Below are 24,995 nucleotides of genomic sequence, written 5' to 3'. Positions count from 1 at the left end.
GTTACCCGATGAATTATCAACCTTTGTTATTGTCACCCCAAGAAGCCAAAGCCATGCAAGCTGACCTCGAGCGCAATACCTTGCTCGGCCAAGCGTTGCAGCGCGACATGAAGCAAGTCGAAGAGTATATGGCTAAGGTCGGCATTGAAGTCCCCGGCCACGGTGAGGCGGGCGGTTATGAACACAATCGCCACAAACAAAATTACATTCACATGGACATGGCGGCGCGCTTGTTTCTCATTACCGAGAGTCAGCACTACCGCGATTATGTCGTCGACATGCTTACCGCTTACGCCAATGTCTATCCGAGCTTAGAAAGTCACACCAGTAAGGACACCAACCCACCGGGGCGTTTATTCCACCAAACGCTGAATGAAAATATGTGGATGTTGTACGCGTCGTGTGCCTACAGTTGTGTGTACACCACCTTAACCTCGTCACAGCGTCAACACATTGAGCAAGACTTGTTTGAGCCAATGATTGATTTGTTTGTTGTCACTTACGGTCACGACTTTGACATCGTACACAATCACGGTCTTTGGGCTGTCGCGGCGGTGGGTATTTGTGGCTACGCGATCAACCGCCAGGATGTGGTTGACAAAGCGCTCTACGGTTTAAAACTCGACGGCGAAAGCGGCGGCTTTTTAGCGCAGTTAGCGCAACTGTTCTCACCAGATGGCTACTACATGGAAGGGCCGTATTATCACCGTTTCTCTCTAAGGCCTATCTATTTGTTTGCCGAAGCGATTGAACGTCGTCAGCCCGAGATAAAAATTTATGACTTTAACCAGCAGGTGATCAAAACCACCTCTTATGCCGTGTTTAAAACCGCGTTTCCCGACGGCTGTTTACCCGCGCTTAACGATTCGTCGAAAACCATCAACATCAATGACGAAGGGGTTATCATGGCGACCTCGGTGTGTTTTCACCAATACGAAGCCAACCCCAATTTGTTGGCGATGGCGGAGCATCAAAAAGACGTGTGGGTTCACGCGTCAGGCAAGTGCCTATCAGATGCGTTGGCAAAGACCAAAGCAGAGGGCAACACCGTGGCTGGGTTTGACTGGGGCAGTGTCTTATTAAGAGATGGGGCTCAGGGTGAAAAAGGCGGGGTGGCGATTTTAAGACGTCGCGTTGAGCAACAAGACAGCATGGCCTTAATGTGGTTTGGCGGTCATGGCTCGGACTCTCGTTACCACTCAGCTTTAGACCACGGTCACTTTGATGGCCTACACGTCAGCTTGTTTAATCGCGGGCACGAGGTCTTACACGATTACGGCTTTGGTCGTTGGGTCAATGTCGAACCTAAATTTGGCGGTCGTTATATCCCTGAAAACAAAAGTTACTGTAAACAAACGGTGGCGCACAACACGGTCGTCGTCGACCAAAAAACGCAAAACCAGGCCAAAACAGAAATCGCGGAAGCCACTCACGGACAAGGGCTCATCTTTGCAATTGACAACCTCGACCAGCAAGTGATGGCCGCCAAAGTGGCTGAGTATTATCCTGGGGTGACCATGACCAGAACGGTGGCGCTACTGAATTTACCAGAATTTGAAGCGCCCTTATTGTTGGATGTGTTTGCGCTCGATAGCCAAGAGCAGCACCAATACGACTTGCCGTTCCATCACAGCGGTCAGCTGATGAACACCGATTGTGAGGTCATCATGGCCTCGGCACTGGCGCCTTTAGGTGACAGCGATGGCTATCAACATTTGTGGCACCTAGGCCAAGCGTCTGAATGTGGTCAAGGCCAGCTAACCTGGTTACACGACAGCAGCTTTTACACCGCCAGCTATGCGATGTTTGATGTCGACCAGCAAGCGACGTCAAGTGGCAGCCTGCATTTGGTGCGCACCGGTGCGAACGACCCCGACTTTAACTTGCGCAGCGAGCCCGGCTTTATTCTCAGGCAGCAGGTGAAATCGGGCGTGTTTGCCAGTGTGATTGAAACGCACGGCCATTTTGATGAGTCGATGGAAGTCTCGCTCAATGCCACGAGTCGTATTCAAGGCGTCAACGTCTTGGCGAGTAACTCACAGGGCTGCGTGATTGAATGGCACGGCAAAGACGGGCAATACTACTGTTATGGGGTCAGCTTTGGCACCGTGAGCGGGGTTCATCAAGTTGCTGATTATCAATGGCAAGGCGCTTTGGAAAGGCTCAGTTAGGCACAACACTTCGTTAGCCCTGAGTCATCATCAATGAATAAGGCAATGAGGATGAGTGAATCATTGCCAATGACTGTCCTTTAACCGCTGTCTACCTGTCTGTGTCGACAGCGGTTTTTTACTTGTTGAGTTTGTCGCGGACGACTGTGATGCGCTATTTATCTTCTCGTGCGGTAAAGAAAAACCTGCACATCGCCTGGCCTCTTGCCATCAATGCGTTGTTAATGCAATCCATGTTAATGGTGGATGCGTTATTGATCTCACCATTAGGAGAAGCGTCTTTAGCCGCATTGGGGATCGCCACAACGTTAATTGCCTTTTGTTTTGGCACCCAAATGGCGTTGGCCAATGGCAGCCAACTGCTGTTTAGTCGCGCGATCGGCGCGAAAAACAAAAAGCAACTCGAACAACACTTCACATCGGCGCTGTGGATTAACCTTGCCAGTGGCGTGTGTTTCCTGCTGGGTATGATGGTGCTTGGCCCTTGGCTGGTGAGGCAATTGAGCCAGGAGAGTCGAGTCATCGAGCAGGCGCTTGAGTACTTAGCCCTAGGTCAATATTTGTTGTTGTTAAATGCGCTGACTCAAGTACTGCTCGCGCTGTTTAACGCCGATGGCAAAACCAAAATTTCGCTTTATGGCTATTTATTGGAAATGCCCATCAACGCCATTGCCAGTTATTTTCTTATTCACGGCGTCTTGTCGTGGACGGGGATGGGCGTATCGGGGGCGGCACTGGGCAGTCTTGTCGCCATCGTACTGCGCGCTTTGTATCTTGTGTGGCGCTGTCAGAGTGCGAACATTATCCAGGTGACGCTTACCTTTCCTGGGTGGGATGTGATCTATCAGCATTGGTTGCACATTTACTCTATCGCGGCCAATGTGACCTTGCTCTCGATGGGGATGTCGGCGTATCAATTGATTTATTCTCAACTCCCTTTAACGGCCTATGTCGCCATCAGTTTGTTATTTCCCTGGGTTCGCATTGGCAATCAAGTGGGGACTGCCTGGGCACAAGCCTCGGCCATCTGTCTGAGTCAGCGTCTCGGCGCCGGCCGTTGGTCTTGGTTGGCATTGGAGACCCGCTTATTATTAAAAGGGTCAATGTGGATTGCGTGCTTAAGTGTGGGCTTTTTTGTGCTGTTAAGTGCTTTGTTCCCATTGTTGTACCCCGATTTAGCCGCTGAGACCCAACGCCATTTAATGGTATTGGCGCCGCTTTATATTCTCTTGCCGTTGGCTCGGGTTTACAACACGTCACAGGGGCATATCTTACGGGCGTTGGGTCACGCGAAATGGGTGTTTCGCGTTCACTTTATCGGTCAATGGTGTGTGGCATTACCGCTTTGTACGCTGGTGGTACTTTATACTGACGTCCCGGTATTTTGGGCGTTTGCGATTTTTGTCTGTGAAGACGTACTCAAAATTGTGCCGTTTATTTTCTTGATGCGCCGTGCCATACGCACCGCGCCTGCTCAAGGTGGGTTGAGTTCACCGTGATGCACACCGGGTATCAGTCAGTATCCACTTTCTTCCTTGCTGTGTGGCTGAACGCTATTGTCAGTTTTGTCATTACTTTCTTTTGTTATACGACAAAATACAAAACCTCGGTCACGCTTTTTACCTTCATAATCCTGCCAATATAATACCGTATTCTATACTATTACTTGATACGACCAAGTGTGTATATACTGACAAAGAGAGGGCTTTGACAAGCGCGACCAGTCGGTTGAGTATCGAGAGGCCTTCGCGCTGGTTTGTCGTGAGCAATTACCTTGGTGATAGGCCCCAAAAAGAGGGGTTAACAAGGTGAGCTTTTTTCTTATAAATAAATGGTCTAACTCATTATTATATAAGTTGTTTTTAACTATGGTGTCGAGCTTTTTAATCCGCTAGGGTGACCCGCTATGTCGTGAGATTTGTATTTTGGGGTTGTTTCTCTCTTGTTTAAGGACATGTCTGTGTTTGACGGAATCATATTAAGCGTAAAGTGGTTATTGGTAATTGCATTGATGGCAGCGGCGGCGATCACCGGCGCGGTTGCCTTGGTGAGCGTACTGGTTGGTTCGGGCTTGATTCCCGCTCAACTCTTGGTGGTCTTCGCCTTGATCGCAATGGGGCTGTTTGTTTTCTTGTATGTCTTCACCAATAAAGTGAACCGCAAGATGAAGGTGATGGACGCTTTGGTCAACAGCATTTCTGATGTGATCGTGGTGAAGGACTTTGACGGTAATTTTGTGTATTGCAATCAGTCGGTGGCGGATTTGTACCAATGTCAGCCCAGTGAGATGGTGGGCAAAAACGATTATTATTTTACTGGTAACAAAGAGCAATGTGATTTTTTCACGCAAAGCGCGCAGAACATTATGCGTTGTTTTAAAAGCGAAGAAGTTATTGAATCTTCCACCGATGTCAACACCGGTGAGATCAGGCACTTCAAATCATTAAAGATCCCGTTTTACGATCACAGTCACGAGCTCAATATTCTCATTTTTGCCAAAGATATTACCGACATCATCGAACTCAAAGAACAATCTGAGCGCAATAAACACCGCTTAGAGCACGTGTTAGAAGTGTCTGATGAAGGCTTGTGGGAGTGGGATGCGCAGACCGGTGATATTTATCACAATCAAAAATGGGCCGAGATTTGCGGCATTGATCAAATGCTCGACTTTGAGCAGTTTGAACAGTGCATCGTCGAAGAAGACAAACACATTGTCTACAGTGCGATTGATCGCTTGATGGAGAAAAAAGAGCCTTACAACATTGAGTTTCGCATTACGCACACCAATGGCGATGTGGTGTGGATCTGGGACAGAGCCAAAGTGTCTGAGTTCGATCAAGACGGCAATGCCAAAGTCATCGTTGGCATTGTACTCGACATCACTGAAGAGAAGAAAAACCAAGATAAAGTGTACCAGTTGGCGTATTACGACCCGCTCACTGGGTTAAAAAATCGCGCGCATTTACTCAATGATATCAAAGCCAATTTAATGCTCAACCAAAAGCGGGGCACGTTTGCGGCCTTGTTTTTTTTGGATTTAGATCGCTTCAAATTGTTAAACGATAACTACGGCCACTCGATGGGGGATTGCCTGCTCAGTGGTGTGGCAGAGCGTTTAAGCAGTGTGCAAATGCTCGGTGGTACGGTAGCGCGATTTGGCGGTGATGAATTTGTGATTATCCTGCCCAACTTAGATCAAGACCAACAAATGGCGTACCAGCAAGCTAAGCGCTATGCTCAGCGGTTGATTGACGTTATAGGCCACCCCTTTGATTTATACTGTCCAGTGCAAGATACCAAAGTCAATTATGCGATCTCGACCAGCGTTGGCGGGGTAATTTTTCAATACGGTCTACCAGAAGCCCAGCTGTTGCAATCGGCGGACATGGCGGTGTATCGCGCTAAAAAAGCCGGCGGTAATCGCGCGGTGGTGTTTGACACCAAAATGCAAAATGAAATGCGCACGCAAACTCATTTTCACCATGGGATCAAAGAGGCATTACAACAAAGACAGTTCTGTTTGTACCTGCAACCGATCGTGGATACTCGCTATAATATCATCGGCGCAGAAGCGTTGATCCGCTGGCAGCACCCGACCATGGGGTTAATTGAACCCGATCAGTTCATGCCGATTGTCGAAGAGAGTAACTGGGGAGTGGCATTAGGTGAGTACGTTTTGTCTTTGGTGTGCGAGCAATTGGAGTGCTGGCAGCAAAACCGAGAAACACAGCACCTCTCTTTGTCGATTAATTTAAGTGCTAAGCAGTTATGGCAAAATAAGTTTACCGAACAAATTTTGTCGATCATCTCAAATTATCAATTTGATCGCAGTAAATTAACCATCGAAGTGACTGAGTCGGTCTTGATCCAGGATATCGACGATGCTTGTGACAAATTGTCGCAGCTCAAATCCTATGGCATGCGGATCTCACTCGACGATTTTGGTACCGGGTATTCGTCGTTAAACTATTTGCGCCTATTGCCTGTCGATGAGCTCAAAGTCGACAAGAGCTTCATCAGCGATCTTTCAAGTGATGAACAGGTCTATCAATTGGTGAAAGCGATCATCGAGTTGGCGAAGCACTTTAAAATCGATACCGTGATTGAAGGGGTTGAAACGGCAGAGCAACTGGTCAGGTTGCAAAAGCACAAAATACATCGCTATCAGGGGCATTACTTTCATAAACCAGTGCCGATCGAACAGTTTAGCCTCGTACTGGATGTCGAGTAACTCAGCATTGAGTACCGCTGGTGATAGGGGATGAGGCCAGAGTGGTAGAGCTTAGACACGATCCTGTGAATGGTGACTGCTGCGACTTGTGTTGTTGATGACTTTGTCTTTATACTACTGGCCTAATTGATTACGGAGAGAAATACATGCAAGGAATAACATCGCGCTGGCGTCTTGCCAGTGTAGTGCTGGGTGCGGCTTTGGTTTTGGCCGGTTGTGGTGAGCAAAAAGAAACCACTATCAAGGTGGGCGCCACGGTTGGCCCTCATGCTCAAGTGGTAGAAGCAGCTGCTAAAGAAGCCGCAAAACAAGGGCTTAAAGTTGAGTTGGTCGAGTTTTCTGATTACATTACTCCCGATGCGGCGCTCGAAGATGGCAGTATCGATCTCAATAGCTATCAACACCAACCCTTCCTCGATACCTACAATAAAAACAATGGCTCTAACCTGGTGCCGCTTGGGCAGTCTATTTTGATGAGAATGGGCATTTACTCGGATAAATATCGCTCTGTCGCGGACTTACCAGACGGTGCTCGTGTGGCTATCCCGAACGATCCGACCAACGGTGGGCGTGGTCTGCTGTTATTAAGAGATGCGGGGCTCATTACTTTAAAAGACGGCGCCGGTTTTAACGCGACGCTACAAGATATCGTCGACAACCCGAAAGATCTGAGCATTTTGGAAATCGATGCCGCACAGTTGCCACGAAGCCTCGACGATGTCGATGCCGCAGCGATCACCATGAATTACGTGATGTCAGCAGGGCTTGATCCGAAAAAACAAGGTATTTACCTAGAGTCGAAAGACGCTCCCTTGGCTGTGATGGTGATTGCCGCGCGCGAAAAAGACCAAAACAATCCAGATTACCTTAAGTTTGTTGAAATATATCAATCAGAAGCGGTAAAAAACTACATTGATGAAACGTTTGAAGGCACGATCGAAGCGGCGTTCTAATTCGATTTAAAAGCCTTGATGTTACGTTGAGAGTACAATAACCCCGACAAGAGAGGCATCCGCCTCTCTTTTTTATATTCTTCTACTGCGTTTTTTGTCATCTATCGACAATTATGGGCCATTGGTTCGTATTTATTCATCACTTTGTTCTATATTAAGTTTATCTCGCCAATACCTAGGTTCACTCTCTGTGGTATACCAGAGTCGTGACAAGGTGGCTTCCTACAAGGTATCAAATAAGGATAAAGATGCGTATTCACTATCGAGCGGGTCTCACTGCGAAATGCTATTTGCTCGCAGGGATTATTTTTGCTGTCTATGGCGGCCGAGTGTGCCCTATGCTGGCGACATTAAGCTTTTGGGAGGTGTTTAGCCATTCTGGTGTGGTGTTTTCGTTAATGTGGATAACGCGCCATTATGTGTCGACCCGTTCTCTGACCGAGAGAATTCAATCGACCATCGCTCTTGATACTGGGCTGTTTTTCTTATTTAGTTTGCCTTTCGCCGCGTTTTACGCCCTCAACTATACCTTTCCGATAGACAGTAATGCCAAAGTGATTTTTGGGATGTCGTTATTTGGCTTTTTAACCGGCTTGATTCTCGAACTTGATAAACGCTTGTCCGACGTTAACCAGACTCAACAAGGCGAACAGATTCTGTCGGTGGATTCGATGGCGCAGAGACAATCTATCGTCAAACAGGCCATTTTATTGGTGGTGTTTTTAATTGCGGCTCTCACGGCGTCACTGACGTTGGTCGCGGTGAAAGACGTCTTTTGGCTCAAGCACAACCCTGAGTATTTGGTCGGTTACAGCGGGACCATTTCCGTGATCAAAGAATTTGTTTTTATCGGTGTGGTGGTGGCCGGTTACTCGACTTACATCTTGTATCAGTGGAGCCAATTAATGAAAACCGTCTTGGATGGCCATGAGTCGGCGCTGCGACAAATTGCCACGGGCAAAATAGACTCGCGAGTCCCGGTTTACTTTAACGATGAATTGGGACACGTGGCGTCCTTGACCAATACCATGCTAGACACGCTTGAGCAAACGCATCAAGAAATTCAAAGTACCCGTGATGCCACCATCATTTCTCTGTCCGCGTTAGCAGAATCGCGAGATAACGAAACCGGCGCACACATTTTACGCACGCAAGAGTATGTGAAAGTGTTGGCCGAACACTTATCGAAACACGCCAAATATCAAGCGCAATTGAACGAAGACTATATCGATTTGTTGTACAAGTCTGCGCCGCTGCACGATGTTGGGAAAGTGGGGATCCCCGATGATATTTTGCTAAAGCCAGGCAAGTTGACCGAGCAAGAATTCGCCGTGATGAAAACCCATGCTCAAATTGGCGCGGATACCTTGGCCATTGCTCAGCAGCGATTGGGGGAGTGCTCGTTTCTCGACCTCGCTGGTGAAATCGCGTTAACTCACCACGAAAAATGGGATGGCAGTGGTTACCCCAATCAACTCAGCGGTGAGGCGATTCCTTTATCAGGGCGTTTGATGGCTCTGGCCGATGTCTATGATGCTTTGACCAGTCAACGCGTGTACAAACCGGCGTTCAGTCATGATAAGGCCAAAGCGATCATCATGGAGGGTAAAAATCAGCATTTTGATCCCGATGTGGTCGATGCTTTTGTACAGGTAGAAGCGCAATTTATTTCGATTGCTCAATCGTACCAGTAAGCAACAGAATTGGTTATCACCCCAGTGTCGATTGTACTTGTCATCTCGGCACTGGTCTTTTGTCATGATTGCGTTTTCCCGATGAAGGTATTACTGCCACATCACAAGCACGGCGGCAATGGCGATCAGCAGTAAAGCCGACACTTCTCTCATCTTCGGCGGTTGTTTTAGCCAAAATACCGCAATTAAAATCGTGAAGAAGACTTCCACTTGGCCCAGAGTTTTGACATAAGGCACGCTTTGCAGCGACATGGCATTAAACCAGCCAAATGAACCGATAAAACTGGCGATACTGGTGAGCAATACCGGTTTGGGATGGGCAAACACACGCTTTAACCCCGTGCGATCAAAAAGACACAAATAGCCAAGCAACAGTAACGTCTGTAGATTGATGATCATGGCGAGTACCCAAGCCGCGCTGAGCAAGTAGGGCAGGTTTAGGCTTAAACTGGCTTCTCTTATCCACAGTGAGGTCAAGGCAAAGGCACTCGAACACGACAAGCCGAGTAAGGCCGTTGTCAAGGATACCTTTTGCCAGCCTTGTGGGGCGCTGAGCATAAAAACCGCCACGCCTCCCAATACCACACCCAGCCAACCGGCCGCGCTGAGGTTTACCCCAAAAAACAGCACACCGAGTAGTGCGGCAATCGTCGCTTCGTTTTTGGCTAAGCCGGCCCCAACGGCGAAGTTTTGCTGCTTAAAAAGCAAGACCATTAATGCGGTTGCGATGATTTGCATGAGCGCGGCTAAGCAAACATAGAGCAGAGTGGTGTCACTGAGCTTTGGCACTGGCGCAGAGCCACTGGGCGCCCACTGATATAGAGACCATAGATAGAGCAGTGATAAAGGTGCAGCCCATAAAAAGCGTGCTAGTGTCACCCCGCTCGTGGTTAGGGATTGGCTTAATTGGCTTTGCAGCGCATTGCGCCAAGACTGGCTAAACGCAGCCAGGAAAGTGAAGATAACCCAGGTCATGATCTCGTTACTTATCGGTGTGGTATAGAAGTGCTTATTATAACCGCGATGGCAAACGAACCAAGGCTATATCGATTGATCGGCCTTCGCCATAAAGTCGAAGGCCGTTTAAGGGGAGGGGAAGACCAATCAGATTGGTATTAGGTCTCAACCGCAAAGCGTTCGCTATACGTTAGACGCCTGATCAACCGCCACGGCTTGTGTGTTGTCTGTCACTGGCGTATTGTGCGCAAAATGCCCACGGCCGTGACCGTGACCATGGCCGCCCGGAGGTCCCATACAGCCAGAAAGTACGAAGGCCGATGCCAAGATAGATGCAAACATAACTTTTTTCATAACAAACCTCTTAAAGGGATAGTTTCATGTCATGGTTTTTGATCAAAACCATCTGCCTCTGAGTGTTCAGTGTCAAGGTCGTCCTGTCAATCGACTCGAAAGACTCTAACCAAAGCTTGACCCCCTACCAACGGGCGGTTAAAAAACAGCGTCGTTATAGCCGTGTTATGAAATGAGTCAACGTGCTTAACGAGTGCGATGGTTATTAGTAATGTAGTTAATAAGCAAGACAAAAACGCAGTAATCGTTTATTTTAAACTAAGACGCAATTTCCCCGTTTTAACAAGAGGTCTATTTTGGCAGGCATTAAAATTTTAACCGATAGATTGTGCGTAGGCTTACACATACGGTTGCCACTAAAATGGAATGAACACCCATTTATTCTCAACAGCTTCAAAATTAAAAGTGATGAGCAAATCGCTATCTTGCGTCACTTAGGTCTGAAATATGTCTTTTTCAATCCGGCGCAAAGCGATGTTGACCCATTGCCGAGTTCATCGATAGACACCACAGGAGAAAAACCACCGTTTGGCAATGCCCTTGGTTTATCAGAGCAAATGTGGCAAGAAAAGCAGCGCCGCATCGAAAAGCTCAGTGCCTATCGTCGACGGGTTTCACAATGCGAAAAAGAGTTTAGTCGCTCTATTGCACGCATGCGTTCGGCGATGCAAAAAATGAAACACCGTCCACAAGATGGCATTGCCGAAGCGCAGAGTTTAGCGGCTGATATCGTCGAGCAACTGGACGTGGAAGGCAACCTGACCTTGCATTTAATTAATCACCACATAGATACCGACGACATTTTTTTTCACAGTCTGAATGTTTGTGTCGTTTCACTTTTGATTGGCCGAGCGAAACAGTATCAAAAAGAGCAGTTACAAACCTTATGTCTTGCCGCTTTGTTTCACGATGTGGGAAAAATGAAAATCCCGACGGCGATTTTGAGAAAAGAAGAGGACTTAACCGAGCCTGAACTCAACTACTTAAAGTTGCACGTTAAATACGGCGTCGAGATGAGCAAAGAAATAGACGCTTTCCCCACACAGGCCATGCGAGTGATCGATCAGCACCACGAATTGCTCGATGGCAGCGGTTACCCAAAGGGCCTAACCGCCGATGAGATCGATGAGATGACACAAATCGTCGCCGTAGCAAATATTTTTGATAACTTGTGTCACAGCATTAACGTTAACAAAAGAAAGATCCCGTATACCGCCTTATCTCATCTTTATAAGCATTGCACAGAGCAATACAACTTAGAAAATATCAAAGTCATGATCAAATTCATGGGGGTCTACCCACCGGGGACTTTAGTGCAGTTATCGAATCAAATGCTCGGCGTGGTTATTTCTGTTAACAGTCAACACATTTTGGCTCCCAATGTACTTATTTACGATCCCGATGTACCAAGGGAACAAGCTCCGGTGATCGATTTGTCAGAAAAAGACATCAAGATCGTCAGCGCCGTTTTGCCAAGCAAGGTACCAGCAACCATCCTCGCGTATTTAAACCCAAGGGGCACAAGTTCATACTTTTTTGACCAATCTGATTAACAATAAAGCAAATTGTCTACTTTGTGTTCGGTTGATAGCAAAAAACAAAAAAAATGCCATTAACCCCTTGCTAAATATTCAGGCCTCCCTATAATGCGCCTCCATCGACGGCAAGGTCGGTAGGAAAAGAAAAAAAGAAATTGACATTTAAAATCAATTACTTATAATTCGATTCCGCTTCAGGGAAAGCCTTGAAGCAAAGCTCTTTAACAATTTAAACACTATCAATCTGTGTGGGCACTCGTTGATGATAATCAATAGATTCTCAGGAATCACATTGGTTTCAATGAACTGAGTGACCAAACGAGTCGAAAGACTTGGCACAGTCAATTCACAGTCCTTATTCGGCAACGAATAAAGAATGTAATCAGTATTCATTGAGCCGCTCGAAAGAGCACAAAACTTTAATTGAAGAGTTTGATCATGGCTCAGATTGAACGCTGGCGGCAGGCCTAACACATGCAAGTCGAGCGGAAACGAGTTATCTGAACCTTCGGGGGACGATAACGGCGTCGAGCGGCGGACGGGTGAGTAATGCCTGGGAAATTGCCCTGATGTGGGGGATAACCATTGGAAACGATGGCTAATACCGCATAATCTCTTCGGAGTAAAGAGGGGGACCTTCGGGCCTCTCGCGTCAGGATATGCCCAGGTGGGATTAGCTAGTTGGTGAGGTAATGGCTCACCAAGGCGACGATCCCTAGCTGGTCTGAGAGGATGATCAGCCACACTGGAACTGAGACACGGTCCAGACTCCTACGGGAGGCAGCAGTGGGGAATATTGCACAATGGGCGCAAGCCTGATGCAGCCATGCCGCGTGTATGAAGAAGGCCTTCGGGTTGTAAAGTACTTTCAGCAGTGAGGAAGGGGATTAGGTTAATAGCCTAGTTCTTTGACGTTAGCTGCAGAAGAAGCACCGGCTAACTCCGTGCCAGCAGCCGCGGTAATACGGAGGGTGCGAGCGTTAATCGGAATTACTGGGCGTAAAGCGCATGCAGGTGGTTTGTTAAGTCAGATGTGAAAGCCCGGGGCTCAACCTCGGAATAGCATTTGAAACTGGCAGGCTAGAGTACTGTAGAGGGGGGTAGAATTTCAGGTGTAGCGGTGAAATGCGTAGAGATCTGAAGGAATACCGGTGGCGAAGGCGGCCCCCTGGACAGATACTGACACTCAGATGCGAAAGCGTGGGGAGCAAACAGGATTAGATACCCTGGTAGTCCACGCTGTAAACGATGTCTACTTGGAGGTTGTGGCCTTGAGCCGTGGCTTTCGGAGCTAACGCGTTAAGTAGACCGCCTGGGGAGTACGGTCGCAAGATTAAAACTCAAATGAATTGACGGGGGCCCGCACAAGCGGTGGAGCATGTGGTTTAATTCGATGCAACGCGAAGAACCTTACCTACTCTTGACATCCATAGAACTTAGCAGAGATGCTTTGGTGCCTTCGGGAACTATGAGACAGGTGCTGCATGGCTGTCGTCAGCTCGTGTTGTGAAATGTTGGGTTAAGTCCCGCAACGAGCGCAACCCTTATCCTTGTTTGCCAGCACTTCGGGTGGGAACTCCAGGGAGACTGCCGGTGATAAACCGGAGGAAGGTGGGGACGACGTCAAGTCATCATGGCCCTTACGAGTAGGGCTACACACGTGCTACAATGGCGCATACAGAGGGCAGCCAACTTGCGAAAGTGAGCGAATCCCAAAAAGTGCGTCGTAGTCCGGATTGGAGTCTGCAACTCGACTCCATGAAGTCGGAATCGCTAGTAATCGTGGATCAGAATGCCACGGTGAATACGTTCCCGGGCCTTGTACACACCGCCCGTCACACCATGGGAGTGGGCTGCAAAAGAAGTGGGTAGTTTAACCTTCGGGGGGACGCTCACCACTTTGTGGTTCATGACTGGGGTGAAGTCGTAACAAGGTAGCCCTAGGGGAACCTGGGGCTGGATCACCTCCTTATACGAAAGATTGTCTTTGATGTGTGTCCACACAGATTGATAGAGTTTAAAAAGAGTTCAAAGAAACATTCCCATATGTTTCGCATAGTGTCCCGTTCGTCTAGAGGCCTAGGACACCGCCCTTTCACGGCGGTAACAGGGGTTCGACTCCCCTACGGGATACCACTTTCTTCTTTTATTGCTAGCTTGCTTGTCATCCTTGATGCTTGCGATGCTCAAGTAGGAAACTACACTGCGCTTCTCAGCTCAATGCTGACGTCGCCGCTAACGCAATAAAAAAAGAAAGACTTTAGTTTGGGTCGTTAGCTCAGTTGGTAGAGCAGTTGACTTTTAATCAATTGGTCGCAGGTTCGAATCCTGCACGACCCACCATTTCCTTTCACAGGAAACACCTATTGTTCTGACTTAAAGCAGAATCAATACGGGCGATTAGCTCAGTTGGGAGAGCACCTGCCTTACAAGCAGGGGGTCACTGGTTCGAGCCCGGTATCGCCCACCACTCTTTAAATATTTTTTGGCACGGATGTCCAAACCACACAAACTTTTGTTGCTGGTTCGGATTTTTACCGCCTGAAAGTCTTTAAAAAGTGTTTTTGTAAAGAAAACATTGCTCTTTAACAATTTGGAAAGCTGACAAAACAATCTCTTCGAGATTGTTTGTAAAAGTTCTCAATTATCTCTTTAAGAGATAACCAACACACAATCAAGTGTTCTTGGGAAAGCATAGCGATATGTTTTCAAAATTGAGTCCGGCAATATCGAGTTCGTGACATGTATAAAAACACGAACACACCTTAATTAGTTGATTCATCAACTCATCAAGTTTTGCGCAGCGGATTTTTTCTTTAGACCAGGCGCTGAAAAAATTTGTCGATGGGAGTGTAGCTCGCTACATGACCAAGCAAATTTTAGAAGCAACGCCGTATAAAGGAAAAAGACCAAGCAAAAGACTCTTTTGGGTTGTATGGTTAAGTGATTAAGCGTACACGGTGGATGCCTTGGCAGTCAGAGGCGATGAAGGACGTACTAACTTGCGATAAGCGTAGATAAGGCAGTAAGAGCCACTTGAGTCTACGATTTCCGAATGGGGAAACCCAGCTGCATAAGCAGTTATCATTGTGTGAATTCATAGCACAATGAGGCGAACCGGGGGAACTGAAACATCTAAGTACCCCGAGGAAAAGAAATCAACCGAGATTCTGGAAGTAGCGGCGAGCGAAACCGGATTAGCCCTTAAGCTTCTTATGCGTCAGGTGAAGTGTCTGGAAAGGCACGCGATACAGGGTGATAGCCCCGTAACCGACAGCGCATATTCAGTGAAATCGAGTAAGGCGGGACACGTGATATCCTGTCTGAACATGGGGGGACCATCCTCCAAGGCTAAATACTCCTGACTGACCGATAGTGAACCAGTACCGTGAGGGAAAGGCGAAAAGAACCCCTGTGAGGGGAGTGAAATAGAACCTGAAACCGTGTACGTACAAGCAGTAGGAGCAGGCTTTGTCCTGTGACTGCGTACCTTTTGTATAATGGGTCAGCGACTTATATTCAGTGGCAAGGTTAACCGTTTAGGGGAGCCGTAGGGAAACCGAGTCTTAACTGGGCGCTCAGTCTCTGGATATAGACCCGAAACCAGGTGATCTAGCCATGGGCAGGTTGAAGATTGAGTAACATCAATTGGAGGACCGAACCGACTAATGTTGAAAAATTAGCGGATGACTTGTGGCTAGGGGTGAAAGGCCAATCAAACCTGGAGATAGCTGGTTCTCCCCGAAAGCTATTTAGGTAGCGCCTCGGACGAATACTACTGGGGGTAGAGCACTGTTAAGGCTAGGGGGTCATCCCGACTTACCAACCCTTTGCAAACTCCGAATACCAGTAAGTACTATCCGGGAGACACACGGCGGGTGCTAACGTCCGTCGTGGAGAGGGAAACAACCCAGACCGCCAGCTAAGGTCCCAAATTATAGCTAAGTGGGAAACGATGTGGGAAGGCTTAGACAGCTAGGATGTTGGCTTAGAAGCAGCCATCATTTAAAGAAAGCGTAATAGCTCACTAGTCGAGTCGGCCTGCGCGGAAGATGTAACGGGGCTAAGCTATAAACCGAAGCTGCGGCAATACAGTTTACTGTATTGGGTAGGGGAGCGTTCTGTAAGCCGTTGAAGGTGAGTTGTAAAGCTTGCTGGAGGTATCAGAAGTGCGAATGCTGACATGAGTAACGATAATGGGGGTGAAAAACCTCCACGCCGGAAGACCAAGGGTTCCTGTCCAACGTTAATCGGGGCAGGGTAAGTCGACCCCTAAGGCGAGGCTGAAAAGCGTAGTCGATGGGAAACGGGTTAATATTCCCGTACTGCTTATAATTGCGATGGGGGGACGGAGAAGGCTAGGTGGGCCTGGCGATGGTTGTCCAGGTTCAAGTGCGTAGGCTAAGGAATTAGGTAAATCCGGTTCCTTGTTAGGCCGAGACACGACGTCGAGTCACTACGGTGATGAAGTCATTGATGCCATGCTTCCAGGAAAAGCCTCTAAGCTTCAGATTATAAGCAATCGTACCCCAAACCGACACAGGTGGTCGGGTAGAGAATACCAAGGCGCTTGAGAGAACTCGGGTGAAGGAACTAGGCAAAATGGTACCGTAACTTCGGGAGAAGGTACGCTCTTGACGGTGAAGTCCCTTGCGGATGGAGCTATTAGGAGTCGCAGATACCAGGTGGCTGCAACTGTTTATTAAAAACACAGCACTGTGCAAAATCGTAAGATGACGTATACGGTGTGACGCCTGCCCGGTGCCGGAAGGTTAATTGATGGGGTTAGACTTAGGTCGACGCTCTTGATCGAAGCCCCGGTAAACGGCGGCCGTAACTATAACGGTCCTAAGGTAGCGAAATTCCTTGTCGGGTAAGTTCCGACCTGCACGAATGGCGTAATGATGGCCACGCTGTCTCCACCCGAGACTCAGTGAAATTGAAATCGCTGTGAAGATGCAGTGTACCCGCGGCTAGACGGAAAGACCCCGTGAACCTTTACTACAGCTTGGCACTGAACATTGACCCTACATGTGTAGGATAGGTGGGAGGCTTTGATACATGGGCGCCAGTTCATGTGGAGCCATCCTTGAAATACCACCCTTGTAGTGTTGATGTTCTAACTTAGCCCCATCATCTGGGGTGAGGACAGTGCCTGGTGGGTAGTTTGACTGGGGCGGTCTCCTCCCAAAGTGTAACGGAGGAGCACGAAGGTGGGCTAATCACGGTTGGACATCGTGAGGTTAGTGCAATGGCATAAGCCCGCTTAACTGCGAGAATGACGGTTCGAGCAGGTGCGAAAGCAGGTCATAGTGATCCGGTGGTTCTGAATGGAAGGGCCATCGCTCAACGGATAAAAGGTACTCCGGGGATAACAGGCTGATACCGCCCAAGAGTTCATATCGACGGCGGTGTTTGGCACCTCGATGTCGGCTCATCACATCCTGGGGCTGAAGTCGGTCCCAAGGGTATGGCTGTTCGCCATTTAAAGTGGTACGCGAGCTGGGTTTAGAACGTCGTGAGACAGTTCGGTCCCTATCTGCCGTGGGCGTTGGAGAATTGAAAGGGGCTGCTCCTAGTACGAGAGGACCGGAGTGGACGAACCTCTGGTGTTCGGGTTGTGTCGCCAGACGCATTGCCCGGTAGCTAAGTTCGGAATCGATAACCGCTGAAAGCATCTAAGCGGGAAGCGAGCCTTGAGATGAGTTCTCCCTGGCGCTTAAAGCGTCCTAAAGGGTTGTTCGAGACTAGAACGTTGATAGGCAGGGTGTGTAAGCGTTGTGAGGCGTTGAGCTAACCTGTACTAATTGCCCGTGAGACTTAACCATACAACACCTAAAGGGTTTTTATCGGACTCGATAAAGAAACTTGATTGTGTCGAGAACACAAACAGCTTTCCAGATTATTTGGATTCTTCCCAAGCTAGTAAGCTAGCGCCGGGATAAAGTTCGATAGCAAGGCAATTTGTGAACGAGCGAAGGAGTTTATGTTTTATAAATGACTGAGCGAGAGAGCAAATTAACACCGCTAGCGGGCTTTATAGCCAGCGGAAGAAACCAGAAAAATTTTGCTTGGCGACCATAGCATTTTGGACCCACCTGATTCCATGCCGAACTCAGAAGTGAAACAAAATTGCGCCGATGGTAGTGTGGGGCTTCCCCATGTGAGAGTAGGACATCGCCAGGCTTTTATTCTTTTTTGTTTTCAGATTTTAAAAAAATCTAAAGGCAAAAAGCGTGTTTTCAGATTGTTAGAAAAATCTAAAAACAATGACTGGATTTCGCAAGAAATCAGTCACCATAACGTTTTATTGTTTGGTGTTAAATTTAAAACCAAAAAAATAAAATTTTATGTTGACTTACAGAGTCAATAGCGTATTATACGCGTCCTGCTTCGGTGATAAGTCATTGAAAGCAAAGCTCTTTAACAATTTAAACACTATCAATCTGTGTGGGCACTCGTTGATGATAATCAATAGATTCTTAGGAATCACATTGGTTTCAATGAACTGAGTGACCAAACGAGTCGAAAGACTTGGCACAGTCAATTCACAGTCCTTATTCGGCAACGAATAAAGAATGTAATCAGTATTCATTGAGCCGCTCGAAAGAGCACAAAAACTTTAATTGAAGAGTTTGATCATGGCTCAGATTGAACGCTGGCGGCAGGCCTAACACATGCAAGTCGAGCGGAAACGAGTTATCTGAACCTTCGGGGGACGATAACGGCGTCGAGCGGCGGACGGGTGAGTAATGCCTGGGAAATTGCCCTGGTGTGGGGGATAACCATTGGAAACGATGGCTAATACCGCATAATCTCTTCGGAGTAAAGAGGGGGACCTTCGGGCCTCTCGCGTCAGGATATGCCCAGGTGGGATTAGCTAGTTGGTGAGGTAATGGCTCACCAAGGCGACGATCCCTAGCTGGTCTGAGAGGATGATCAGCCACACTGGAACTGAGACACGGTCCAGACTCCTACGGGAGGCAGCAGTGGGGAATATTGCACAATGGGCGCAAGCCTGATGCAGCCATGCCGCGTGTATGAAGAAGGCCTTCGGGTTGTAAAGTACTTTCAGCAGTGAGGAAGGGGATTAAGTTAATAGCTTAGTTCTTTGACGTTAGCTGCAGAAGAAGCACCGGCTAACTCCGTGCCAGCAGCCGCGGTAATACGGAGGGTGCGAGCGTTAATCGGAATTACTGGGCGTAAAGCGCATGCAGGTGGTTTGTTAAGTCAGATGTGAAAGCCCGGGGCTCAACCTCGGAATAGCATTTGAAACTGGCAGGCTAGAGTACTGTAGAGGGGGGTAGAATTTCAGGTGTAGCGGTGAAATGCGTAGAGATCTGAAGGAATACCGGTGGCGAAGGCGGCCCCCTGGACAGATACTGACACTCAGATGCGAAAGCGTGGGGAGCAAACAGGATTAGATACCCTGGTAGTCCACGCTGTAAACGATGTCTACTTGGAGGTTGTGGCCTTGAGCCGTGGCTTTCGGAGCTAACGCGTTAAGTAGACCGCCTGGGGAGTACGGTCGCAAGATTAAAACTCAAATGAATTGACGGGGGCCCGCACAAGCGGTGGAGCATGTGGTTTAATTCGATGCAACGCGAAGAACCTTACCTACTCTTGACATCCATAGAACTTAGCAGAGATGCTTTGGTGCCTTCGGGAACTATGAGACAGGTGCTGCATGGCTGTCGTCAGCTCGTGTTGTGAAATGTTGGGTTAAGTCCCGCAACGAGCGCAACCCTTATCCTTGTTTGCCAGCACTTCGGGTGGGAACTCCAGGGAGACTGCCGGTGATAAACCGGAGGAAGGTGGGGACGACGTCAAGTCATCATGGCCCTTACGAGTAGGGCTACACACGTGCTACAATGGCGCATACAGAGGGTTGCCAACTTGCGAAAGTGAGCGAATCCCAAAAAGTGCGTCGTAGTCCGGATTGGAGTCTGCAACTCGACTCCATGAAGTCGGAATCGCTAGTAATCGTGGATCAGAATGCCACGGTGAATACGTTCCCGGGCCTTGTACACACCGCCCGTCACACCATGGGAGTGGGCTGCAAAAGAAGTGGGTAGTTTAACCTTCGGGGGGACGCTCACCACTTTGTGGTTCATGACTGGGGTGAAGTCGTAACAAGGTAGCCCTAGGGGAACCTGGGGCTGGATCACCTCCTTATACGAAAGATTGTCTTTCGATGCGTGTCCACACAGATTGATAGGGTTTAAAAGTAAAGAGAAATGGGTCTGTAGCTCAGCTGGTTAGAGCGCTCGCCTGATAAGCGGGAGGTCGGTGGTTCAAGTCCACTCAGACCCACCACTATCTTTTCCCAGAGATAGGGGTCGATTTCATTGGGGCTATAGCTCAGCTGGGAGAGCGCCTGCCTTGCACGCAGGAGGTCTGCGGTTCGATCCCGCATAGCTCCACCATCTTTAAACGCATTACTACTATGAGTAGAAATGAGTGTGTTTAAAAATGGTTTCTCTTTCATTAGAAAGACAATCATGCTCTTTAACAATTTGGAAAGCTGACAAAACAATCTCTTTGAGATTGTTTGTAAAAGTTCTCAATTATCTCTTTAAAGAGATAACCAACACACAATCAAGTGTTCTTGGGAAAGCATAGCGATATGTTTTCAAAATTGAGTCCGGCAATATCGAGTTCGTGACATGTATAAAAACACGAACACACCTTGGTGACTAACCGCTTTACTTGTAAAGCACATCAACTCAAAAGACTCTTTTGGGTTGTATGGTTAAGTGACTAAGCGTACACGGTGGATGCCTTGGCAGTCAGAGGCGATGAAGGACGTACTAACTTGCGATAAGCGTAGATAAGGCAGTAAGAGCCACTTGAGTCTACGATTTCCGAATGGGGAAACCCAGCTGCATAAGCAGTTATCATTGTGTGAATTCATAGCACAATGAGGCGAACCGGGGGAACTGAAACATCTAAGTACCCCGAGGAAAAGAAATCAACCGAGATTCTGGAAGTAGCGGCGAGCGAAACCGGATTAGCCCTTAAGCTTCTTATGCGTCAGGTGAAGTGTCTGGAAAGGCACGCGATACAGGGTGATAGCCCCGTAACCGACAGCGCATATTCAGTGAAATCGAGTAAGGCGGGACACGTGATATCCTGTCTGAACATGGGGGGACCATCCTCCAAGGCTAAATACTCCTGACTGACCGATAGTGAACCAGTACCGTGAGGGAAAGGCGAAAAGAACCCCTGTGAGGGGAGTGAAATAGAACCTGAAACCGTGTACGTACAAGCAGTAGGAGCAGGCTTTGTCCTGTGACTGCGTACCTTTTGTATAATGGGTCAGCGACTTATATTCAGTGGCAAGGTTAACCGTTTAGGGGAGCCGTAGGGAAACCGAGTCTTAACTGGGCGCTCAGTCTCTGGATATAGACCCGAAACCAGGTGATCTAGCCATGGGCAGGTTGAAGATTGAGTAACATCAATTGGAGGACCGAACCGACTAATGTTGAAAAATTAGCGGATGACTTGTGGCTAGGGGTGAAAGGCCAATCAAACCTGGAGATAGCTGGTTCTCCCCGAAAGCTATTTAGGTAGCGCCTCGGACGAATACTACTGGGGGTAGAGCACTGTTAAGGCTAGGGGGTCATCCCGACTTACCAACCCTTTGCAAACTCCGAATACCAGTAAGTACTATCCGGGAGACACACGGCGGGTGCTAACGTCCGTCGTGGAGAGGGAAACAACCCAGACCGCCAGCTAAGGTCCCAAATTATAGCTAAGTGGGAAACGATGTGGGAAGGCTTAGACAGCTAGGATGTTGGCTTAGAAGCAGCCATCATTTAAAGAAAGCGTAATAGCTCACTAGTCGAGTCGGCCTGCGCGGAAGATGTAACGGGGCTAAGCTATAAACCGAAGCTGCGGCAATACAGTTTACTGTATTGGGTAGGGGAGCGTTCTGTAAGCCGTTGAAGGTGAGTTGTAAAGCTTGCTGGAGGTATCAGAAGTGCGAATGCTGACATGAGTAACGATAATGGGGGTGAAAAACCTCCACGCCGGAAGACCAAGGGTTCCTGTCCAACGTTAATCGGGGCAGGGTAAGTCGACCCCTAAGGCGAGGCTGAAAAGCGTAGTCGATGGGAAACGGGTTAATATTCCCGTACTGCTTATAATTGCGATGGGGGGACGGAGAAGGCTAGGTGGGCCTGGCGATGGTTGTCCAGGTTCAAGTGCGTAGGCTAAGGAATTAGGTAAATCCGGTTCCTTATTAGGCCGAGACACGACGTCGAGTCACTACGGTGATGAAGTCATTGATGCCATGCTTCCAGGAAAAGCCTCTAAGCTTCAGATTATAAGCAATCGTACCCCAAACCGACACAGGTGGTCGGGTAGAGAATACCAAGGCGCTTGAGAGAACTCGGGTGAAGGAACTAGGCAAAATGGTACCGTAACTTCGGGAGAAGGTACGCTCTTGACGGTGAAGTCCCTTGCGGATGGAGCTATTAGGAGTCGCAGATACCAGGTGGCTGCAACTGTTTATTAAAAACACAGCACTGTGCAAAATCGTAAGATGACGTATACGGTGTGACGCCTGCCCGGTGCCGGAAGGTTAATTGATGGGGTTAGACTTAGGTCGACGCTCTTGATCGAAGCCCCGGTAAACGGCGGCCGTAACTATAACGGTCCTAAGGTAGCGAAATTCCTTGTCGGGTAAGTTCCGACCTGCACGAATGGCGTAATGATGGCCACGCTGTCTCCACCCGAGACTCAGTGAAATTGAAATCGCTGTGAAGATGCAGTGTACCCGCGGCTAGACGGAAAGACCCCGTGAACCTTTACTACAGCTTGGCACTGAACATTGACCCTACATGTGTAGGATAGGTGGGAGGCTTTGATGCATGGGCGCCAGTTCATGTGGAGCCATCCTTGAAATACCACCCTTGTAGTGTTGATGTTCTAACTTAGCCCCATTATCTGGGGTGAGGACAGTGCCTGGTGGGTAGTTTGACTGGGGCGGTCTCCTCCCAAAGTGTAACGGAGGAGCACGAAGGTGGGCTAATCACGGTTGGACATCGTGAGGTTAGTGCAATGGCATAAGCCCGCTTAACTGCGAGAATGACGGTTCGAGCAGGTGCGAAAGCAGGTCATAGTGATCCGGTGGTTCTGAATGGAAGGGCCATCGCTCAACGGATAAAAGGTACTCCGGGGATAACAGGCTGATACCGCCCAAGAGTTCATATCGACGGCGGTGTTTGGCACCTCGATGTCGGCTCATCACATCCTGGGGCTGAAGTCGGTCCCAAGGGTATGGCTGTTCGCCATTTAAAGTGGTACGCGAGCTGGGTTTAGAACGTCGTGAGACAGTTCGGTCCCTATCTGCCGTGGGCGTTGGAGAATTGAAAGGGGCTGCTCCTAGTACGAGAGGACCGGAGTGGACGAACCTCTGGTGTTCGGGTTGTGTCGCCAGACGCATTGCCCGGTAGCTAAGTTCGGAATCGATAACCGCTGAAAGCATCTAAGCGGGAAGCGAGCCTTGAGATGAGTTCTCCCTGGCGCTTAAAGCGTCCTAAAGGGTTGTTCGAGACTAGAACGTTGATAGGCAGGGTGTGTAAGCGTTGTGAGGCGTTGAGCTAACCTGTACTAATTGCCCGTGAGACTTAACCATACAACACCTAAAGGGTTTTTATCGGACTCGATAAAGAAACTTGATTGTGTCGAGAACACAAAACAGCTTTCCAGATTTAGTTATCTTGCCTGACGGCAAGATAACGCCATATTTTGCTTGGCGACCATAGCATTTTGGACCCACCTGATTCCATGCCGAACTCAGAAGTGAAACAAAATTGCGCCGATGGTAGTGCGGGGCTTCCCCATGTGAGAGTAGGACATCGCCAGGCTTTGATATTCCTTCTTGATGTATCAAGAAGACACAAGCTAAAGCATGTAAAGTAAGACTTTAGACTGTGAACAATTTGTAGTGGAGCGGTAGTTCAGTTGGTTAGAATACCGGCCTGTCACGCCGGGGGTCGCGGGTTCGAGTCCCGTCCGCTCCGCCACTTTTTAAGAAAGCCTGATTCGCAAGAGTCAGGCTTTTTTTTCGTTAACAGTAGTTCAAGCGGTAGTTCAGTTGGTTGCTATTATTTAGAACAAGCCGGCCTGTCACGCCGGGGGTCGCGGGTTCGAGTCCCGTCCGCTCCGCCACTTCTTTAAGAAAGCCTGATTCGCAAGAGTCAGGCTTTTTTTATTTCTAAAATAAGATCGCTGCGCTGCAAGATCGTTTCACTTCAAGGACGCTGCGCTCAAGTGGCAAGGTAAGATCAGTGTTGTACAGTGTAAAACAGTCCGCTTCGCTTAACACAGTGAAAGACAGGTCATGTGTTGAGACTGTCCTACACTGTGTTTCACTGTTTTATACTGTCTCATACTGTTTTAGTCTTAGGGTTTTCTTTTTACTTGGAACGAAGTGATCTTGTGACTTGAAGCGAAGCGATCTTGCCACTGTCTTTTACTGTGTTTCACTGTTTTATACTGTCTTATATTTTGGTTTTACCTAACTCAAATGGGGTCGGATTTGCGAAATAGACTGACTGACAGCGTCCTCTGTATTATGCGGATCCGACCCCTAGAAGTGATGAACCCAATAGGCAAAGAATGACTTTTAGTGTTGGTTGTCATCATGTACTGCAATGGTTAAGGTCAGTCTTTGTTCTTTGCCAAAGTGCGTTTCGAGTCAAGGGGTCGGATCCACAACAGTTAGGCGCAGAGGGTGAGTACTGCGATCCCGCGAATCCGACCCCAGGATGATTTCTTCCCACTCGTTTTTCTCAGGAACCCATCAATTTCTTGAACCACAGTGTAGGGCAGTGAAAGACAGATCGCTGCGCTCAACACAGTGTAAGACAGGTCATGTACTGAGATTGTCCTATAGTGTATGTCACTGTTTTATACTGTCTCATACTGTCTTTTACTGTTTTAGTTTTAGGGTTTTCTTTTTACTTGGAACGAAGTGATCTTGTGGCTTGAAGCGAAGCGATCTTGCTACTTTTCACGGGCTTTTGTCTTGCCATGATCTAAAAGCAAAAAGATCATGATGTTCTTTTTGGGTGACGAAACCTTTG

The 24,995-nt window shown here is 48.3% G+C and carries 8 protein-coding genes, 6 tRNA genes and 6 rRNA genes; 18 read left to right on the top strand and 2 right to left on the bottom strand.

Annotated elements, in window-relative coordinates:
- Window positions 1–8: 8 nt before the first annotated feature.
- From AB0763_RS11780 to AB0763_RS11760, 5 genes are all read left to right on the top strand, one after another.
- Complete coding sequence (locus AB0763_RS11780) at window positions 9–2,171, top strand: heparinase II/III family protein (RefSeq protein WP_306101964.1); 2,163 nt, start codon at window positions 9–11, stop codon at window positions 2,169–2,171.
- A gap of 149 nt (window positions 2,172–2,320) precedes the next feature.
- A complete protein-coding gene (locus tag AB0763_RS11775; protein ID WP_306101963.1) occupies window positions 2,321–3,670 on the top strand; it encodes an MATE family efflux transporter in 1,350 nt (449 codons plus the stop codon).
- 461 nt (window positions 3,671–4,131) lie between these two features.
- A complete protein-coding gene (locus AB0763_RS11770; protein WP_306101962.1) occupies window positions 4,132–6,405 on the top strand; it encodes a bifunctional diguanylate cyclase/phosphodiesterase in 2,274 nt (757 codons plus the stop codon).
- A gap of 155 nt (window positions 6,406–6,560) precedes the next feature.
- Complete coding sequence (locus AB0763_RS11765; protein ID WP_306102085.1) at window positions 6,561–7,358, top strand: MetQ/NlpA family ABC transporter substrate-binding protein; 798 nt, start codon at window positions 6,561–6,563, stop codon at window positions 7,356–7,358.
- A gap of 248 nt (window positions 7,359–7,606) precedes the next feature.
- Entirely contained in the window at window positions 7,607–9,052 is a 1,446-nt protein-coding gene (locus tag AB0763_RS11760; protein WP_306101961.1) for an HD-GYP domain-containing protein, read from the top strand.
- 90 nt (window positions 9,053–9,142) lie between these two features.
- On the opposite strand, the gene AB0763_RS11755 is transcribed toward AB0763_RS11760, so the two are convergent.
- Window positions 9,143–10,027, bottom strand: a complete 885-nt coding sequence (locus tag AB0763_RS11755; protein ID WP_306101960.1) for a multidrug transporter — start codon at window positions 10,025–10,027, stop codon at window positions 9,143–9,145.
- Window positions 10,028–10,192: 165 nt separating this feature from the next.
- Window positions 10,193–10,363: a hypothetical protein gene (locus tag AB0763_RS11750; RefSeq protein ID WP_306101959.1), complete on the bottom strand. Its 171-nt coding sequence runs from the start codon at window positions 10,361–10,363 to the stop codon at window positions 10,193–10,195.
- A 296-nt stretch (window positions 10,364–10,659) separates the two neighbouring features.
- On the opposite strand from AB0763_RS11750, the gene AB0763_RS11745 reads away from it, so the two are divergent.
- The 13 genes from AB0763_RS11745 (at window position 10,660) to AB0763_RS11685 (ending at window position 23,933) form a co-directional block, all read left to right on the top strand.
- Entirely contained in the window at window positions 10,660–11,916 is a 1,257-nt protein-coding gene (locus tag AB0763_RS11745; RefSeq protein WP_306101958.1) for an HD-GYP domain-containing protein, read from the top strand.
- Window positions 11,917–12,321: 405 nt separating this feature from the next.
- Window positions 12,322–13,873 (top strand): 16S ribosomal RNA (locus AB0763_RS11740).
- Between the two features lie 88 nt (window positions 13,874–13,961).
- Window positions 13,962–14,037, top strand: a tRNA-Glu gene (locus tag AB0763_RS11735).
- A gap of 131 nt (window positions 14,038–14,168) precedes the next feature.
- Window positions 14,169–14,244, top strand: a tRNA-Lys gene (locus AB0763_RS11730).
- A 51-nt stretch (window positions 14,245–14,295) separates the two neighbouring features.
- A tRNA-Val gene (locus AB0763_RS11725) sits at window positions 14,296–14,371 on the top strand.
- 467 nt (window positions 14,372–14,838) lie between these two features.
- Window positions 14,839–17,729, top strand: a 23S ribosomal RNA gene (locus AB0763_RS11720).
- A gap of 242 nt (window positions 17,730–17,971) precedes the next feature.
- Window positions 17,972–18,087: ribosomal RNA gene (gene rrf, locus AB0763_RS11715) — 5S ribosomal RNA — on the top strand.
- Between the two features lie 437 nt (window positions 18,088–18,524).
- A 16S ribosomal RNA gene (locus tag AB0763_RS11710) occupies window positions 18,525–20,076 on the top strand.
- 64 nt (window positions 20,077–20,140) lie between these two features.
- A tRNA-Ile gene (locus AB0763_RS11705) sits at window positions 20,141–20,217 on the top strand.
- A gap of 34 nt (window positions 20,218–20,251) precedes the next feature.
- Window positions 20,252–20,327, top strand: a tRNA-Ala gene (locus AB0763_RS11700).
- 324 nt (window positions 20,328–20,651) lie between these two features.
- Window positions 20,652–23,542, top strand: a 23S ribosomal RNA gene (locus AB0763_RS11695).
- 116 nt (window positions 23,543–23,658) lie between these two features.
- A 5S ribosomal RNA gene (gene rrf, locus AB0763_RS11690) occupies window positions 23,659–23,774 on the top strand.
- The 16S, 23S and 5S rRNA genes sit together here with 6 tRNA genes alongside, the layout of an rRNA operon.
- 82 nt (window positions 23,775–23,856) lie before the next feature.
- Window positions 23,857–23,933, top strand: a tRNA-Asp gene (locus AB0763_RS11685).
- Window positions 23,934–24,995: the final 1,062 nt, after the last annotated feature.

The organism is Vibrio sp. HB236076, assembly GCF_040957575.1.
Taxonomy (GTDB): Bacteria; Pseudomonadota; Gammaproteobacteria; order Enterobacterales; family Vibrionaceae; genus Vibrio.
Note: the sequence above shows the minus strand (reverse complement) of the source record. Positions and strands in the feature narration are given on the sequence as shown.